18 protein-coding genes are annotated in these 14,014 nt (G+C 59.8%); 7 read left to right on the top strand and 11 right to left on the bottom strand.

What is annotated here, in order from left to right; all coding sequences use genetic code 11:
- The first annotated feature begins 95 nt into the window (after window positions 1-95).
- Window positions 96-1,808: a tetratricopeptide repeat protein gene (locus ACRZ94_RS16950; RefSeq protein WP_480655518.1), complete on the top strand. Its 1,713-nt coding sequence runs from the start codon at window positions 96-98 to the stop codon at window positions 1,806-1,808.
- A gap of 35 nt (window positions 1,809-1,843) precedes the next feature.
- On the opposite strand, the gene ACRZ94_RS16955 is transcribed toward ACRZ94_RS16950, so the two are convergent.
- Entirely contained in the window at window positions 1,844-2,842 is a 999-nt protein-coding gene (locus ACRZ94_RS16955; protein WP_480797891.1) for a polyprenyl synthetase family protein, read from the bottom strand.
- Between the two features lie 56 nt (window positions 2,843-2,898).
- On the opposite strand from ACRZ94_RS16955, the gene ACRZ94_RS16960 reads away from it, so the two are divergent.
- The 3 genes from ACRZ94_RS16960 to ACRZ94_RS16970 all read left to right on the top strand — a co-directional run bounded on the left by ACRZ94_RS16960 (window position 2,899) and on the right by ACRZ94_RS16970 (window position 4,170).
- Window positions 2,899-3,114 carry a putative signal transducing protein gene (locus tag ACRZ94_RS16960; protein WP_170387439.1) on the top strand — a complete coding sequence of 72 codons (216 nt, stop codon included), beginning with the start codon at window positions 2,899-2,901 and terminating at the stop codon, window positions 3,112-3,114.
- Window positions 3,111-3,884 carry a tRNA1(Val) (adenine(37)-N6)-methyltransferase gene (locus tag ACRZ94_RS16965; RefSeq protein WP_480797892.1) on the top strand — a complete coding sequence of 258 codons (774 nt, stop codon included), beginning with the start codon at window positions 3,111-3,113 and terminating at the stop codon, window positions 3,882-3,884. The genes ACRZ94_RS16960 and ACRZ94_RS16965 overlap by 4 nt, the downstream gene beginning before the upstream one ends.
- A gap of 121 nt (window positions 3,885-4,005) precedes the next feature.
- A complete protein-coding gene (locus ACRZ94_RS16970; RefSeq protein ID WP_170353553.1) occupies window positions 4,006-4,170 on the top strand; it encodes a YdcH family protein in 165 nt (54 codons plus the stop codon).
- On the opposite strand, the gene yddG is transcribed toward ACRZ94_RS16970, so the two are convergent.
- From yddG to ACRZ94_RS17020, 10 genes are all read right to left on the bottom strand, one after another.
- On the bottom strand, window positions 4,167-5,033 hold the full coding sequence (gene yddG / locus ACRZ94_RS16975; protein ID WP_480655512.1) for an aromatic amino acid exporter YddG: 867 nt from the start codon (window positions 5,031-5,033) through the stop codon (window positions 4,167-4,169). The two genes, ACRZ94_RS16970 and yddG, sit on opposite strands and share 4 nt — an antisense overlap.
- The gene (locus tag ACRZ94_RS16980) at window positions 5,030-5,977 is read right to left on the bottom strand and encodes a transcriptional regulator GcvA (protein WP_480655510.1); all 948 of its coding nucleotides are present in this window, start codon (window positions 5,975-5,977) and stop codon (window positions 5,030-5,032) included. Before ACRZ94_RS16980 ends, yddG begins: the two co-directional genes overlap by 4 nt.
- 301 nt (window positions 5,978-6,278) lie before the next feature.
- Entirely contained in the window at window positions 6,279-7,001 is a 723-nt protein-coding gene (gene phbB, locus ACRZ94_RS16985; protein ID WP_480655508.1) for an acetoacetyl-CoA reductase, read from the bottom strand.
- A gap of 186 nt (window positions 7,002-7,187) precedes the next feature.
- Window positions 7,188-8,363: an acetyl-CoA C-acetyltransferase gene (locus ACRZ94_RS16990; RefSeq protein ID WP_480655506.1), complete on the bottom strand. Its 1,176-nt coding sequence runs from the start codon at window positions 8,361-8,363 to the stop codon at window positions 7,188-7,190.
- A 183-nt stretch (window positions 8,364-8,546) separates the two neighbouring features.
- Window positions 8,547-9,380: an EAL domain-containing protein gene (locus ACRZ94_RS16995; protein ID WP_480655504.1), complete on the bottom strand. Its 834-nt coding sequence runs from the start codon at window positions 9,378-9,380 to the stop codon at window positions 8,547-8,549.
- Window positions 9,381-9,472: 92 nt separating this feature from the next.
- Window positions 9,473-9,661 carry a hypothetical protein gene (locus ACRZ94_RS17000; RefSeq protein ID WP_480655502.1) on the bottom strand — a complete coding sequence of 63 codons (189 nt, stop codon included), beginning with the start codon at window positions 9,659-9,661 and terminating at the stop codon, window positions 9,473-9,475.
- Between the two features lie 91 nt (window positions 9,662-9,752).
- The gene (locus ACRZ94_RS17005; RefSeq protein WP_480655501.1) at window positions 9,753-10,724 is read right to left on the bottom strand and encodes a sterol desaturase family protein; all 972 of its coding nucleotides are present in this window, start codon (window positions 10,722-10,724) and stop codon (window positions 9,753-9,755) included.
- Window positions 10,721-11,107 (bottom strand): hypothetical protein, encoded by a 387-nt coding sequence (locus ACRZ94_RS17010; RefSeq protein WP_480655499.1) that lies wholly within the window; start codon window positions 11,105-11,107, stop codon window positions 10,721-10,723. Before ACRZ94_RS17010 ends, ACRZ94_RS17005 begins: the two co-directional genes overlap by 4 nt.
- Window positions 11,108-11,194: 87 nt before the next feature.
- Entirely contained in the window at window positions 11,195-11,554 is a 360-nt protein-coding gene (locus ACRZ94_RS17015) for a hypothetical protein (RefSeq protein WP_480655497.1), read from the bottom strand.
- A 72-nt stretch (window positions 11,555-11,626) separates the two neighbouring features.
- The gene (locus tag ACRZ94_RS17020) at window positions 11,627-12,193 is read right to left on the bottom strand and encodes a TlpA disulfide reductase family protein (protein ID WP_480655496.1); all 567 of its coding nucleotides are present in this window, start codon (window positions 12,191-12,193) and stop codon (window positions 11,627-11,629) included.
- Window positions 12,194-12,214: 21 nt separating this feature from the next.
- On the opposite strand from ACRZ94_RS17020, the gene argH reads away from it, so the two are divergent.
- The 3 genes from argH to ACRZ94_RS17035 are packed head-to-tail and all read left to right on the top strand — an operon-like array spanning window position 12,215 to window position 13,959.
- Window positions 12,215-13,603 (top strand): argininosuccinate lyase, encoded by a 1,389-nt coding sequence (gene argH / locus ACRZ94_RS17025; protein WP_480655494.1) that lies wholly within the window; start codon window positions 12,215-12,217, stop codon window positions 13,601-13,603.
- A complete protein-coding gene (locus tag ACRZ94_RS17030; RefSeq protein WP_480655492.1) occupies window positions 13,600-13,785 on the top strand; it encodes an argininosuccinate lyase in 186 nt (61 codons plus the stop codon). Before argH ends, ACRZ94_RS17030 begins: the two co-directional genes overlap by 4 nt.
- A gap of 24 nt (window positions 13,786-13,809) precedes the next feature.
- Window positions 13,810-13,959, top strand: coding sequence for a hypothetical protein (locus ACRZ94_RS17035; protein ID WP_480655491.1), 150 nt, complete (start codon window positions 13,810-13,812; stop codon window positions 13,957-13,959).
- The last annotated feature ends 55 nt before the right edge of the window (window positions 13,960-14,014 follow it).

A 14,014-nucleotide genomic window follows, 5' to 3' on the forward strand; every position in this document is an offset into this window, starting at 1 on the left:
CGGGCACTGGCAGGGTCGTGAAGGCTCTGCCATTGCCTCTTGCCAGCCAAAGCCCTAGCTTTACCTACAGACAAGAATAGCAAGGCAGGATTTAGGTGGCTTCTTTGGTTCGTCGCGCAGCGCTGGCTGTAGTGTTTTCCTCGTCTTTTGTGTTTCCCGCTTTGGCGGATACCGGTTCGGGTGCCTATCTGGCCGGGCGGCAGGCTGTTTACGAAAGTGACTATACAGCGGCCGAGCGCTATTATGCGCAGGCGTTGAGAGTCGATCCCGAAAACGCAGCCCTTTTGGAAAGCGTTCTGGTCGCGCGCCTGTCACTGGGCGAAGTGCAGCGCGCCTTGCCCATTGCGCAAACCATCGAAGAAATGGAGTTGACCAGCCAAGCCGCCCGGATGGTGATCACCGCAAATCTGGTCGCAGAGGGACAGCTTGACGAACTGCTGGCCCGCGATCCCGAAACACAGGGCGTTGGGCCTTTGGTGGACGGGCTGATGATCGGCTGGGCCCATATGGGGCAGGGCGCGGTGACCCGTGCGATGGAGCAGTTCGACGAGGTCTCGACTCAGGATGGCCTGCGCGACTTTGCCCTGTATCACAAGGCGCTGGCGCTGGCTTCGATCGGGGATTTCGAAGGCGCAGAAGAGGTTTTTAGCGCCCATGATGGCGCGGTCTCGCGGTTTTCGCGCCGGGCTGCGCTGGCCCGGGCCGAGGTGCTGTCTCAGCTGGACCGAAACGAAGAAGCTCTGGCGTTTCTGGACGAGGTGTTCGCGGCAGGCCGTGATCCATCAATCGAAGGCTACGTGGCCCGTCTGACCGATGGACAAACCCTGCCTTTCACCCACGCGCAATCGGCGCAGGACGGTATGGCCGAGGTGTTCTTTTCCGTTGGGGCCGCCCTGAACGGTGAGGCCGCTCCGAACTATGTGCTGCTTTATGTGCGAACCGCCGCGTTCCTGCGTTCGGGGCATGTAGATGCGATCCTGCTGGGCGCGGAATTGCTGGACGGGCTGGAACAATACGATCTTGCGGTTGACGCCTATCGTGCAGTCCCTGCCGACAGCAGCGACTATCACGTGGCCGAACTGGGCCGGGCTGAGGTTCTCAGCCGGTCGGGCAAAGCTGATGCAGCGGCCGAAGTGTTGCAGACACTGGCCAGTCAGAACCCAACCCTGCCCAGCGTGCACGTTGCGTTGGCCGATCTGCAGCGCCAGCAAGAAGAATATGGCAGCGCTGTTGCCTCGTACAGCACGGCCATTGATCTGACCGAAGGCGCTTCGGGTGCAAGTTGGTTCCTGCACTACGCGCGCGGTATTTCGCATGAACGGCTCAAGCAGTGGGATCAGGCCGAGGCCGATTTCCGCCGCGCATTGGAACTGAACCCCGACCAGCCGCAGGTTCTCAATTACCTTGGCTATTCGCTGGTTGAACGGCGCGAGAAACTGGATGAGGCGCTGGACATGATCGAACGCGCCGTGTCAGCGCGCCCCGATAGCGGATATATCGTCGACAGTCTGGGCTGGGTCCTGTTCCGTCTGGGTCGCTATGACGAAGCGGTCGGCCACATGGAGCGCGCGGTTGAGCTGATGCCCGTCGATCCGGTGGTCAATGATCATCTGGGCGATGTCTATTGGGCCGTCGGTCGCGCGCGCGAGGCTGAGTTCCAGTGGAAACGTGCCCTGTCCTTTGTCGATCCCGAGGATACCGATGCCGAGGCTGATCCCGAGCGTATCCGCCGCAAGCTTGAGATCGGGCTGGATGCAGTTTTGGCCGAGGAAGGCGCAGATCCCCTAAAGGTCGCCAACGGTAACTAACACCCTGTGCCGGAAATCCTAACGCGTTGGGGCGATCAGTTCAGTCGCGAGACCACGTAATCGGCCAGATCACGCAGCAAGGTGCGCAGTTCGTGGTCGGGCAGAGGGTCCAGCGACGCCTTGGCCTTTGCGGCCCAGTCAAACGCATCTGACCGTGTGGCCTCCAGCGAGCCGTATTTGCCCATCAGGCCAAGCGCGTGACCCAGATCGCCCTCTTCCTGACGGCCCTTGCCGATCGTACGTTCCCAAAAGGCGCGTTCATCCGGGGTGGCCTGTGCGACGGCTTTGATCACCGGCAGCGTCAGCTTGCGCTCGCGGAAGTCGTCGCCAACATTCTTGCCGGTCGCTTTGCTATCACCCTGATAATCCAGAAGATCGTCCGCGATCTGGAACGCGATTCCCAGCGCATCGCCATAGTCGTACAGCGCCTTGACCTGCTCCTCAGAAGCGCCTGCAATGACGCCGCCCACCTCGGTTGCGGCCGAAAACAGCGCTGCGGTTTTGCCGCGCACAACTTGCAGATAGACGGATTCATCCGTGCCCAGATCGGTGGCTGCGGTCATTTGCAGAACCTCGCCCTCGGCAATCGTGGCCGAGGCGTTGGCGAGGATGTCCAGAACACGCAGCGATCCGGTCTCAACCATCAGTTGGAAACTGCGGGAAAACAGGTAATCGCCGACCAGAACGCTGGATTTGTTGTCCCACAGCAGATTCGCCGTGGGCCGCCCGCGCCGCTGGGCGCTTTCGTCGACCACGTCGTCATGCAGCAGGGTTGCGGTGTGGATGAATTCGACCGTTGCGGCCAGCCGCACGTGATGGTCGCCCGCATACCCAAACAACCGGGCCGCCGCCAGCGTCAGCATGGGGCGCAGACGTTTGCCGCCCGCCTCGACCAAATGCGCGGTCACTTCGGGGATGCGCGGCGCGTGCTCGGACGCCATACGCGTGCGGATCAGCGTGTTGACCGCCTCCATTTCGGCGGTCAGAATCTCTGCCAGTCGCTCATGCGGTTTCGTGATCGTATCGATATTCATCACACCCCTGATACAAGGCTCGACATCTTAGCCACCTTGCCCTTACATCCATCCCCATGAAAGAACTTTTGCGCAGCACCGATCCGACGATCCTGGCTTTTGCTTCGGCCCTTCTTGAAGGCGAGGATATAGACTGCTTTCAGATGGACGTAAATATGAGCATCCTCGAAGGCGGCATCGGAATCTTCCCCCGTCGCCTGATGGTGCGGGCCGACGATCTGACCCGTGCGGAAAGAGTCATGCGCGACAATGACATCCCGCTGGGGCGATGACCTGCTTCCCCGATAGCGATCTGACCCGTAACGATTTTTTGAGCGGCCGTGTACGTCTGTGGCAACCGCGGTCCGGCTATCGGGCAGGAGTTGACCCGGTTCTGCTGGCGGCGTCGGTCCCGGCGGTCCCTGGTCACAGCGTGCTGGAGCTTGGCTGCGGTGCAGGGGCTGCGATCCTGTGTCTGATGGCGCGGGTTTCGGGCCTGCAGGGCGTGGGGGTCGAACTTCAACCCGCCTATGCCGATCTGGCGCGCCGGAATGCCGATGAAAACAATGCCTCGCTTGACGTGATCGAGGCGGATTTGACTGCGCTGCCCGCCGATCTGCGGCAACGGCAGTTCGACCATGTGATCGCGAATCCTCCTTATTACCGGGCCGGGGCACATAGTCCGGCGGCAGACAAAGGGCGCAGCATGGCCTTGGGCGAGGACACGCCGTTGGCAGAGTGGTTCGATACCGCCGCTCGGCGCCTCGCGCCGCGCGGGTATCTGCATATGATCCAGAAAGCCGACCGCCTGCCCGACATGCTGGCGGGCTGTACGGGACGGTTGGGTTCGGTCGAAGTTCTGCCGCTGGCCGCGCGCACCGGTCGCACCGCTGAATTGGTCATGCTGCGCGCCAGAAAAGGGGGTCGGGCAGGTTTCCGGTTGCACGCGCCTTTGATCCTGCATGCGGGCGAGCGACATGAGAAAGACGGCGAAAGCTATACGCCACAGGTCTCATCGGTGCTGCGGGATGGGGCCGTGATCACCGGGTTTTTCGGTCAATAGGCATTAACCAGCCGAATTTGTCGGATTTATTATAGTTTCTGTGCGTCTGCAGCGTGACAGGGTGGAAACGATGTGGTCAACTTCTTACGTGAAACTCAGACACCAACAGAGGAGTACCGCCATGAGCGTGAGCGCACATCTGACCGAACTGAAGAAGAAGCACGAAAATCTCGGTCTTGAAGTTGAACAAGCACAACGCTCGCCTGGCATCGACGATCTTCATATTGCGCAGCTGAAAAAGCAGAAGCTGAGGCTCAAGGAAGAGATCGAGCGATTGTCGAGTTAACGACGCAGACTGGCGCGCGCGGCAATCGTCGCGCCGCCTGTGATAAGCACCGCCGCGATCGCCAGGCCCCAGGACGGGGCGGCGATCCCGGCCACAACCAAAGCCAGCGTAGACAGCAAAGGTGCCGCGTAGGACGCCGTGCCCAATATCTGAATGTCGCCCTGCTTGACCCCGATGTCCCACACATAAAACGCCAGCCCGACGGGTCCCAGCCCAAGGGCCGCGACCGAGGCCCAGCCAAAGGCGCTGCTGGGCCAGACTGTTTCCTCGATCGCCAAATGCAAAACACCCGACGCAACGGCTGTGGCAACGCAAAATACGGCCACTGAACTGGTCGGAGTATCCCCCAGCTTGCGCGACAACACCGAATAGCCTGACCAGGTCAGCGCGCAGAGCAATGCCAGACCATAGCCGGGCAGGTGGGCCGCCTGAAACCCCATCCCGCCGCCTCCGGCGATGATCACCGCGGCCCCGGCAAATCCGAGACAGGCGCCAAACAGATGTCCAAGGCGCAGGTTCTCGCCCGGCAGCAACCCGGAAAACAACACGATCAACAGGGGCCAGAGATAGGCGATCAAGCCCGCCTCGGCCGCTGGGGCCATGCGCAGGGCCGAGAAATACAGCGCGTGATAGCCAAACAGACCAATGGTGCCGAACAGATAGGTGGTCCAGGGCACGGTGCGCAATTGACGCAACCCGCCGCTGGCCCATGTCCAGATCAGGCCCAAGGTGCCGCCGATGGAAAAACAGATGGCGTTCAGCAAGAGCGGTGGCGTGGGCGAGGATCCGACGGTGAACAGGGCCAGCAAGGACCACAGCAGGACAGCGATGAACCCGATAGTCGTGGCGCGGGATCTGGTCATGAGGTGGGGACGTCTTCTACGGGGATGATCTTGAATGCGTCCGAAATATGCGCGGTTTTTTCAATCTCGGCAATGAACCAATCCCGAAAAGCCGCGATCTGAGGGCGTTTTTCTGCCCCCGGCAGGCAGAGAAAACGAAACCGCCCGCGTGTCTCAATCGCTGTTTTGAAAGGTGCGACCAGTCGCCCTTCGGTCAGGTCCTTCAGGATCATCGCGCGACGCCCCAAGACCACACCAACACCCGCAACAGCAGCATCAATCGCATGATCTGCGTTGGAAAAACGCGCGCCATGCTCGGGCGTGAACGTGATCCCCACGGCCCGAAACCACGTGGGCCAGTCACATTTCGGCCTGAGAAACGCAATCGAGTCGTCATGGATCAGGGGCGCATCCTTCAGGCTTTCGGGTGTCGGAAACTGCGCGGCCAATTCCGGGGTCATCACCGGGGTCAGCCATTCCTTGCGCACGGGCACGGAATAGAGCCCTTCGTCCGGGCCATAGCCAAAGCGTATGGCCACATCCACATCGTCTCGTTCAAGGTCCATGTTGCGCAAAGTGGCCGAGAATTTCAGGTCAATCTCGGGATGTGCCCGCGCAAACTCATACAGCCGGGGTGCCAGCCACTTGGCCGTCAGCGCCGGGCCCGCCGTGACCGTCAGACTGGTGTCGTCGCCCTGCCGCCGGGCCGCCTGCCAGGCGGTTTGCAGCGCCGCAAACCCTTCGGCCGCACCGGGGGCGAGCGCTCGCCCGGCATCGGTCAGTTCAACGGCGCGGTTCAGGCGACGAAACAGAGGACGGCCCAAGTGTTCCTCAAGCGATTTGATCTGGAACGACAATGCAGCCGGTGTCACGTGCAGCTCATCCGCGGCCTTGGCAAAAGACATATGCCGGGCCGCTGCATCAAAGGCACGCAGCGCTGTCAGGGGCGGAAAGGCGGCACTCATTCGATCAAGAATTTCTTAACTGGTTGTCGTAAAAAGCTCGTTTGTCAGCTTTGAAGATAAGGCGCATATTCAGGGAAAGTCAAGCAAAGCTGAACTGAAAGGATGCCTGTCATGATCGAGATGACCACAAACCCCGCAGCCGTCCGCGCGTTTCAGCGGGCCCATGCTGAGCGCGGCAAGATCATCAAAAACGCCCTTGCGTGGCTATTCGGTTCCCGCTGAACGCAGTGCACACGTTCTTACGGGATGAACAAGGGCCGGCCCAGAGTGGACCGGCCCTTGTTCGTGCTGTGCGTTCGGATTACGAGAAGAACTGAGCGCCGTTCGCCGAAATTGTCGAGCCATTGATGAACTGCGAGTCATCCGAGGCCAGGAAGGTCACGCAGCGCGCGATCTCGTCGGCCTCGCCCAGACGGCCTGCAGGAATCTGGCTGATGATGGCTTCACGCACTTTTTCAGGAACGGCCATCACCATTTCGGTTCCGATATAGCCGGGGCAGACCGCGTTTGCGGTGATCCCCGCCCGCGCACCTTCCTGTGCCAGCGATTTGACGATGCCCAGATCGCCCGCCTTGGTCGCGGCATAGTTCACCTGTGCGAACTGACCTTTTTGTCCATTGACCGAGCTGATGACGATGACGCGGCCAAACTTACGCTCGCGCATGCCGGGCCAGATCGGGTGAACGGTGTTGAACACGCCGGTCAGGTTGGTGTCGATCACCTGCTGCCACTGCTCGGGTGTCATCTTGTGGAAGGGTGCGTCACGGGTGATCCCTGCATTGGCGACCACCACGTCAATCGGGCCAAGCTCGGCTTCGACTTTCTCGATGCCTGCTTTGGATTCCTCATAATCGGCCACGTTCCATTTGTATGTGCCGATGCCGGTTTCCTCGGTGAAGTTTGCCGCCGCTTCGTCGTTCCCGGCATAGGTGGCCGCAACATTATACCCTTCGGCCTTGAGCGCCTTGGAAATTGCTGCGCCGATGCCGCGGGAACCGCCGGTAACGAGTGCTGTACGTGCCATTGAGGACTCCTCCAATTTTGATCTGTCTAGTAATTCTGTTACTTTGTGGGGTTTAATTGCGCAATATCGTTTCGCGTGAGTTTTGATCTTTCTTGCAAATGATAAAGGCGCATCTCAGGGGAAGGTTTGATCTAAAACAAAAAAGGGCGTCCATTGGACGCCCTTGGTATCGGGATGTCAGCGCATTCAGTCGCGCTCCACACACAGGGCGACGCCCATACCGCCACCGATGCAGAGGGTCGCGAGACCCTTCTTGGCATCGCGGCGCTTCATTTCAAAGAGCAGGGTGTTCAGAACGCGGCAGCCGGATGCACCGATCGGGTGGCCGATGGCAATCGCACCGCCATTGACGTTCACGATCGACGGGTCCCAGCCCATGTCTTTGTTCACGGCGCAGGCCTGTGCGGCAAAGGCTTCGTTGGCCTCGACCAGATCCAGATCGCCAACTGACCAGCCGGCTTTCTCCAGCGCCTTGCGCGACGCATAGATCGGACCGACGCCCATGATTGACGGGTCCAAACCGGCGGTCGCGTAGGATGCGATCCGGGCCAGCGGTTCGATCCCGCGCTTTTCGGCGTTTTCGGCCGACATCAGCAGCGTGGCCGCGGCCCCGTCATTCAGACCCGAAGCGTTTGCCGCCGTGACCGAGCCGTCCTTGGTGAAGGCAGGGCGCAGTTTGGCCATCGCCTCCATGGTCGCGCCGTGGCGGATGTATTCGTCGCTGTCCATCACGATGTCGCCCTTGCGGGTCTTGATGGTGAAGGGCGTGATTTCGTCAGCAAACTTGCCAGCCTTTTGCGCGGCTTCAGCCTTGTTCTGGCTGGCGACGGCGAATTCGTCCTGCTGATCGCGGCTGATCTGCCATTTCTCGGCGACATTCTCAGCGGTTTGACCCATGTGATAGCCGTTGAAGGCATCCCACAACCCGTCGCGGATCATCGTGTCGATATATTTCATGTCGCCCATCTTCTGACCCGCGCGCAAGGCGGCGGCATGGGGCGAAAGGGTCATGTTCTCTTGACCGCCGGCGGCGACAATCTCGGCATCGCCCAGTTGGATGTGCTGAGCCCCCAATGCCACGGCGCGCAGGCCCGAGCCGCAAACCTGATTGATACCCCAGGCCGCGCTTTCCTGCGGAAGGCCGGCGTTGATATGGGCCTGACGTGCAGGGTTCTGGCCCTGTGCGGCTGTCAGAACCTGACCCAAAATGGTCTCGCTGACTTCGTCCTTTTCGATCCCTGCGCGTTCAACGACGGCCTCAAGAACAGCCGCGCCCAAATCATGTGCAGGGGTGTTTGCAAATGAGCCACCAAAACTGCCGACGCCTGTCCGGGCAGCGGATGCGATTACTACGTTGGTCATTCAGACAATCCTTTACCATCAAGGTTCCGGGGGAACCCTAACGGCGCGCATCCCAAAGGCATAGCCTCTGTGAACCAGAGCGCCTTGCATTACCCCGCTTCAACTGTGCATGACATAGCGTAATGCTGCACGTGCAGCAACGGTCAGCTTGTCTCAGGCGTGGGCGAGGCCGGATTTCAGCGCTTAGCTGCCGGTTTGTTTGGCTTTTTCACCCTTCCACGGGGCCGAGACGGTAGGAGCCCCGAACAAGTACCCCTGCAGGCAATCGACGCCATTTGCCACCAGAAATGCGGCGTCTTCCTTGGTTTCGACCGATTCGGCTGTCACCAGAATCTCGAATTCTCGGGCCACGGCGACAAGGGCGCGCACCAGCGCCTGATTGTCGGAATTGCTGCTGACGCCCCGAACGAACTGTCCATCGATCTTGGCGGCATCGAACAGAAACTCGCGAAAGTGGCGGAAGCTGAAGTTGCTGGCCCCGAAATCATCCAGTGCAAAGGCCACGCCGCGCGGTTGCATCCGGTCCATGAAATCTATCACCAGCTCGGGCACTGTCATGGCAGAGCTTTCCGAAATCTCCAGTATCAATCGCTCACCGATATGGGCGTGCTTTTTTAGAAACCGCTCCAGCACGCGCGTATATCGTGCATAGCCGATCGACCGAGCAGACATGTTGATCGAAAGCCTGATATCCGGGGTTCTGGCCAATGTGCGCAGCCCCATCTCAAGCGCAACGCAATCCAGATCCCGCCCGATGGGGGTGTTTTCCAGTTGCGGCATGAAATCACGCGCGGGGATCACCCGCCCGGTTTCGTCCAGCACGCGGATAAACCCCTCATAAAAAGCCACGTCAAATGGCGGGTGGGCTTGCATCACTGGCTGAAAGGCCAGTTTGCATTGTTTGTGTTTCACCGCCTCAGTGGCCATTTGAACGGTGGACGTGTCACGGGATGCGACAGCCGCGTTCAAAGGGCTTTCCGCCCCTTCGGGCACATCCGCCTTGTTCTTGTCCCGCATCGCTTTGCCAATCCCTTTTGCGTCCACGCTTGGGAACGTATTTCAGGGCATAGTGATGAATCTGCGGTTAAGGCTTTTGGGTTTTCGGTGGATTATCGCGCGGTTTCCCAAACGCGTCCCAATGCGGCGGCTGCGCTGATCACCGCCCCGGCAAAGCCAAGGGTCATCATGGCAAACCCAAGGGCAATGATTGCTGATGGTCCGCCAGCCAGCGCCGTCAGCATCGCCAAAACAAGCCCGAGCAGGCCAAGAACGGTCGAAACAGTTGCTAGTCTGGACATTTTTACCTCCGGCCACTCGTTACGGTTCACTCCCCGCAAGATGGAGTCTGCGGTCCCGTTTTCAAGAATGTGGCCAAAGGGTTCGGCGGATTTAAGCCTGTTTTGCCTGCGGATTGGGCGATTTTGCCTCAAAATGCTCGAATCCGGGCGTTCCGCGATCTTCGGGGTTGCGGGCCAGGTGCTTGGCCTTGATCTGGTCCGAGCTGTCGCGGCTGCCGTCATGGCTGTAGCCCGGTGGGGCAAAGCAATAGGACAGACGCTCGCGCAGGGTCAGGCCCGGCTGCGTCGCGTCGCGCCAGATGCTGACCCATTCGTGAAAGGCCACGCGCAGCGGGTTGAACGTGCCGATATTATGAACCAGCCCGAAATCGACGCGGTCATCCTCTTGCTCGGGCACAAAGGTTCCGAACATCTTGTCCCAGACGATGAAGACGCCGGCATAGTTGCAATCCAGATACCGCGCGTTGCGCCCGTGATGCGCCCGATGATGGCTGGGGGTGTTCATCACCGCCTCGAACCAGCGGGGCATTTTGCCGATGGCCTCGGTGTGAATCCAGAACTGGTAGATCAGGTTCAATCCGCCGACGAACAGGACCATCGCCGGGTGAAACCCCAGCAGGATCAGCGGTGCCCGCACCACCATCATGAAAGTGAACGTATAGGTCCAGCTCTGCCGTAGCGCCGTGGTCAGGTTATAGTGCTGCGAGCTGTGGTGGTTCACATGGCTGGCCCAGACCCAGCGGATGCGGTGGCCAAAGCGGTGCACCCAATAGTACCGCAGATCATCCAGCACGAAACACAGGATGATCACCGGGATCGAGGTGCCCAGGTTCAGCGGAGTGATCTGCCACAACCACATGAAGAACCCATAGGCGATGAACCCCAGCAGAAAGCCGGACGCGATGTTGCCCGCGCCCATCACCAATGAGGTCACGGCATCGCGCGTCTCATACCGCCCGCCTTTGCCTTTGACGGCAATCCACAGGAATTCGGCCAGAATGGCGGCGATGAAAAAGGGCACGGCCCATTGTACAGCGTCGGGGAAGGTGATTTGGTCGGTCATGTGGCGTCCATCAGATGTTCCCAATGCGGGCGTTCGAATTCGTCAAGGCGGATGATGGCTTTGGGGGTGCCGAAATCGTGGAACTGGATCTCGAACCCGTCGGGATGGTCGATCCAGTCGTAATCCAGCAAGTGGCGCGCCACGGTGTCAGCCCCAAAGGACCACAACAGCCCGTTCCCGGTCTCGGTCCGGATCAGGGCGGAATGCTTGTCATGGGCAATAGTTATGTCGATGATCACATCATCGGGCGCATGGCGCAGCCATTCCGAGCGCGCGGTCTCGGGCGTCAGGTCGCGCATCCGCGACCGTCCGGTCAAATGCAGCAGCACGGTCACACCGACGATACCGCCGACGACCAGAACCAACAGAATTTCCAGTGGCATTCCATCCTCCTGCAGCCAAACTGCAAAGAGGAGAGGTCACTGTCAAAGGTGGCGTTGCGTCAGCGGAGCCGACCAATGAATCACAAATTAGTTTGAGATGGTGTAGGTCCCGCCCGAGTCGCCTTTGCCCTTGTTGCGGGTGAATGTCACCTGGTTTCCCTCCAGTGACACCCTTTGACAGTCTTCAGGCAATGCGTTGCCGCCGACGGTTACGTTTCTGCACCAGAACCTTTTGTTCCAAACCCATGCGCCAACCACTTTTGCGCCATTGTCCAACTGACCCGAGATTTTACCGTCTGACGAAATGACAAGTGAGGCCCCGTTCCCGACAAGTGTCTTGTCAGCGACGGCATCCAGAAACTGGTTTTCTTTCTTGATTTCTTTTGCTGTCGCAACTGTGGCGGAAACTGCCAGAACCGACAGGGTAGTTAAAACCAAATTCAGCATCTTCACAAAAAAATCCTCCCGCTTGAATGCAGCGGGAGGTTAGCACGATTCGTTGATTTCAGGGTGAGATCTTCAGCTTTCACCGCCCACGAGAGCGCCGACAATCGCCTTCGCGCTATCCGAGTTCCACTCGGCATCGCCGATCAGACGGGCGATTTCGTCGCCGTTGGGGTCAAGGATCACAGTGATCGGCAGGGCAATCACGCCGAACTCACGCGCCACGGCCGAGCCCGCATCCTGATGGCGGGGCAAGTTGTCGATGCCGTTTTCCTCGAAGAACTTCTTGATACCCGCAGGTGAGTTGCGCCCGGTGGCCAGCGTCACGACCTCAAACTTGTCGCCACCGAACTCTTCCTGCAGTTCGGCGATCTGGGGCATTTCCTTGCGGCAGGGCGCGCACCAGGTGGCCCAGAAATTCACCAGAACATATTTACCCTTGTAATCGGCCAGCGTTGCGGTGCCGCCGTCATCTTCCAGTTGGAATTCGACCGGAGTCTTGGTTTTGGGTTCCTTATGCAGGATCAGGCGCTTCAGCGTGCCTTCCCGCAAAGGCTTCAAAGTCTCTATATCGGCGGCCAAAGCTGCATTTGCACCCAGCGCAAGGGCCATATAAAGGGGGATCAGACGAAATAGGCGCATATCAACTCCGGGTTTTCTTACATGACCGATCAATCCTCGAACCAGATGTGGGGCGGCCGCTTTGCCGCCGGTCCAGACGCGATCATGGAGGCAATCAATGCCTCGATCGGGTTCGATCAGCGGATGGCAGCCCAGGACATCGCAGGCTCGCGCGCCCATGCCGCCATGCTGGCTGCCACAGGCGTCATAAGTGATAGTGATGCGCAGGCTATTCGGGAAGGGCTGCTCACAGTCTTGTCAGAAATCCAGTCCGGTTCGTTTCAGTTTTCGACCGCGCTGGAAGACATCCACATGAATGTCGAAGCGCGGCTGAAAGAGGTGATCGGAGAACCCGCAGGACGTTTGCACACAGGCCGCAGCCGCAATGACCAGGTTGCGACAGATTTCAAACTGTGGGTCCGCGATCAGTTCGACGCCGCCGAAACCGGCCTTCTGGCCCTGATCCGCGCGCTTTTGGCACAGGCCGAGGCGGGGGCCGATTGGGTCATGCCCGGCTTCACCCACCTGCAAACCGCGCAGCCGGTGACATGGGGTCACCACATGATGGCTTATGTCGAGATGTTTGGCCGTGATCTATCCCGCGTCCGTGATGCCCGCGCCCGGATGAACGAATCCCCCTTGGGCGCTGCGGCGCTGGCAGGCACGTCCTTCCCTATCGACCGTGCGATGACGGCCGAAGCACTGGGCTTTGACCGTCCCGCCGCCAACTCACTGGATGCGGTCAGCGACCGTGACTTTGCGCTTGAATTCCTGTCCACCGCCTCGATCTGTGCCGTGCATCTGTCGCGCTTTGCCGAGGAACTGGTGATTTGGTCTTCGGCCCAATTCCGATTTGTCACGCTGTCGGATCGCTTCTCGACCGGTTCGTCGATCATGCCGCAGAAGAAAAACCCCGACGCGGCTGAACTGATCCGCGCAAAGGTGGGCCGGATTTACGGCGCCAATACCGCACTGATGATGGTGATGAAGGGCCTGCCACTGGCTTATTCCAAGGACATGCAGGAAGACAAGGAACAGGTCTTTGATGCCGCCGACAACTGGATGCTGGCGCTTGCGGCGATGGAGGGCATGGTCAAGGATATGACCGCCAACCGCGAAAGCTTGGCCGCCGCCGCAGGCTCGGGGTTCTCGACCGCGACCGATCTGGCCGACTGGCTGGTGCGGGTGCTGGGCCTGCCCTTCCGCGATGCGCATCACGTCACCGGATCGCTGGTGGCCATGGCCGAAAGCAAAGACTGTGATCTGCCCGATCTGACGCTGGAGGACATGCAGTCGGTCCACGCAGATATTACGGATGATGTCTATTCTGTCCTTACTGTCGAAAATTCGGTAAACTCGCGCCAATCCTATGGCGGCACGGCCCCCGATCAGGTGCGTGCCCAGATCAAAAGGTGGAAGGCGCTGGTATGATACAGATACTCCGTGTGATCCTGCTGATCGCGGCCGGGTTCGCCCTGGCCGCCTGCGGTGCGGATGGCGAGCCGATCCAACCTACCATGAGCGCGAATATCGGCGTGGGCAGCAGCGGTACCCATGTGGGCGGCGGCGTGGGCCTGCAAAAGGGCGGTCTGGGTGTATTCCTGGGCATTTAACCTCTCAGTTCCGAAGAAGGCATCATGAAGTTTCTCCCCCTGATCCTATCGTTTGGCGTTCTGGCCGCCTGTGATCCGTCGTACAAACCCCGGCCTGAACCTACGGCGAACTCGGGCAGTTCCGGCATCTCGATCTCGGGCTATGGTCGGGTTGGCGTGTCGACGACGAACTGACCATCTGCCGCAAGTGCGTCGAATCCATTGATCCACGCGCCCGTTTTGGTCTAAG

It is taken from the genome of Ruegeria sp. CH10 (assembly GCF_056537125.1).

Coding starts and splice junctions, on each gene's coding strand:
- ACRZ94_RS16960 (WP_170387439.1), top strand. CDS start 2,899: ATGAAAGAACTTTTGCGCAGCACCGATCCGACGATCCTGGCTTTTGCT.
- ACRZ94_RS17035 (WP_480655491.1), top strand. CDS start 13,810: ATGAAGTTTCTCCCCCTGATCCTATCGTTTGGCGTTCTGGCCGCCTGT.
- ACRZ94_RS17005 (WP_480655501.1), bottom strand. CDS start 10,724: ATGACCGACCAAATCACCTTCCCCGACGCTGTACAATGGGCCGTGCCC.
- ACRZ94_RS16970 (WP_170353553.1), top strand. CDS start 4,006: ATGAGCGTGAGCGCACATCTGACCGAACTGAAGAAGAAGCACGAAAAT.
- argH (WP_480655494.1), top strand. CDS start 12,215: ATGACCGATCAATCCTCGAACCAGATGTGGGGCGGCCGCTTTGCCGCC.
- ACRZ94_RS17010 (WP_480655499.1), bottom strand. CDS start 11,107: ATGCCACTGGAAATTCTGTTGGTTCTGGTCGTCGGCGGTATCGTCGGT.
- ACRZ94_RS16990 (WP_480655506.1), bottom strand. CDS start 8,363: ATGACCAACGTAGTAATCGCATCCGCTGCCCGGACAGGCGTCGGCAGT.
- ACRZ94_RS17020 (WP_480655496.1), bottom strand. CDS start 12,193: ATGCGCCTATTTCGTCTGATCCCCCTTTATATGGCCCTTGCGCTGGGT.
- ACRZ94_RS16955 (WP_480797891.1), bottom strand. CDS start 2,842: ATGAATATCGATACGATCACGAAACCGCATGAGCGACTGGCAGAGATT.
- yddG (WP_480655512.1), bottom strand. CDS start 5,033: ATGACCAGATCCCGCGCCACGACTATCGGGTTCATCGCTGTCCTGCTG.
- ACRZ94_RS17030 (WP_480655492.1), top strand. CDS start 13,600: ATGATACAGATACTCCGTGTGATCCTGCTGATCGCGGCCGGGTTCGCC.
- phbB (WP_480655508.1), bottom strand. CDS start 7,001: ATGGCACGTACAGCACTCGTTACCGGCGGTTCCCGCGGCATCGGCGCA.
- ACRZ94_RS16965 (WP_480797892.1), top strand. CDS start 3,111: ATGACCTGCTTCCCCGATAGCGATCTGACCCGTAACGATTTTTTGAGC.
- ACRZ94_RS17015 (WP_480655497.1), bottom strand. CDS start 11,554: ATGCTGAATTTGGTTTTAACTACCCTGTCGGTTCTGGCAGTTTCCGCC.
- ACRZ94_RS16995 (WP_480655504.1), bottom strand. CDS start 9,380: ATGCGGGACAAGAACAAGGCGGATGTGCCCGAAGGGGCGGAAAGCCCT.
- ACRZ94_RS17000 (WP_480655502.1), bottom strand. CDS start 9,661: ATGTCCAGACTAGCAACTGTTTCGACCGTTCTTGGCCTGCTCGGGCTT.
- ACRZ94_RS16980 (WP_480655510.1), bottom strand. CDS start 5,977: ATGAGTGCCGCCTTTCCGCCCCTGACAGCGCTGCGTGCCTTTGATGCA.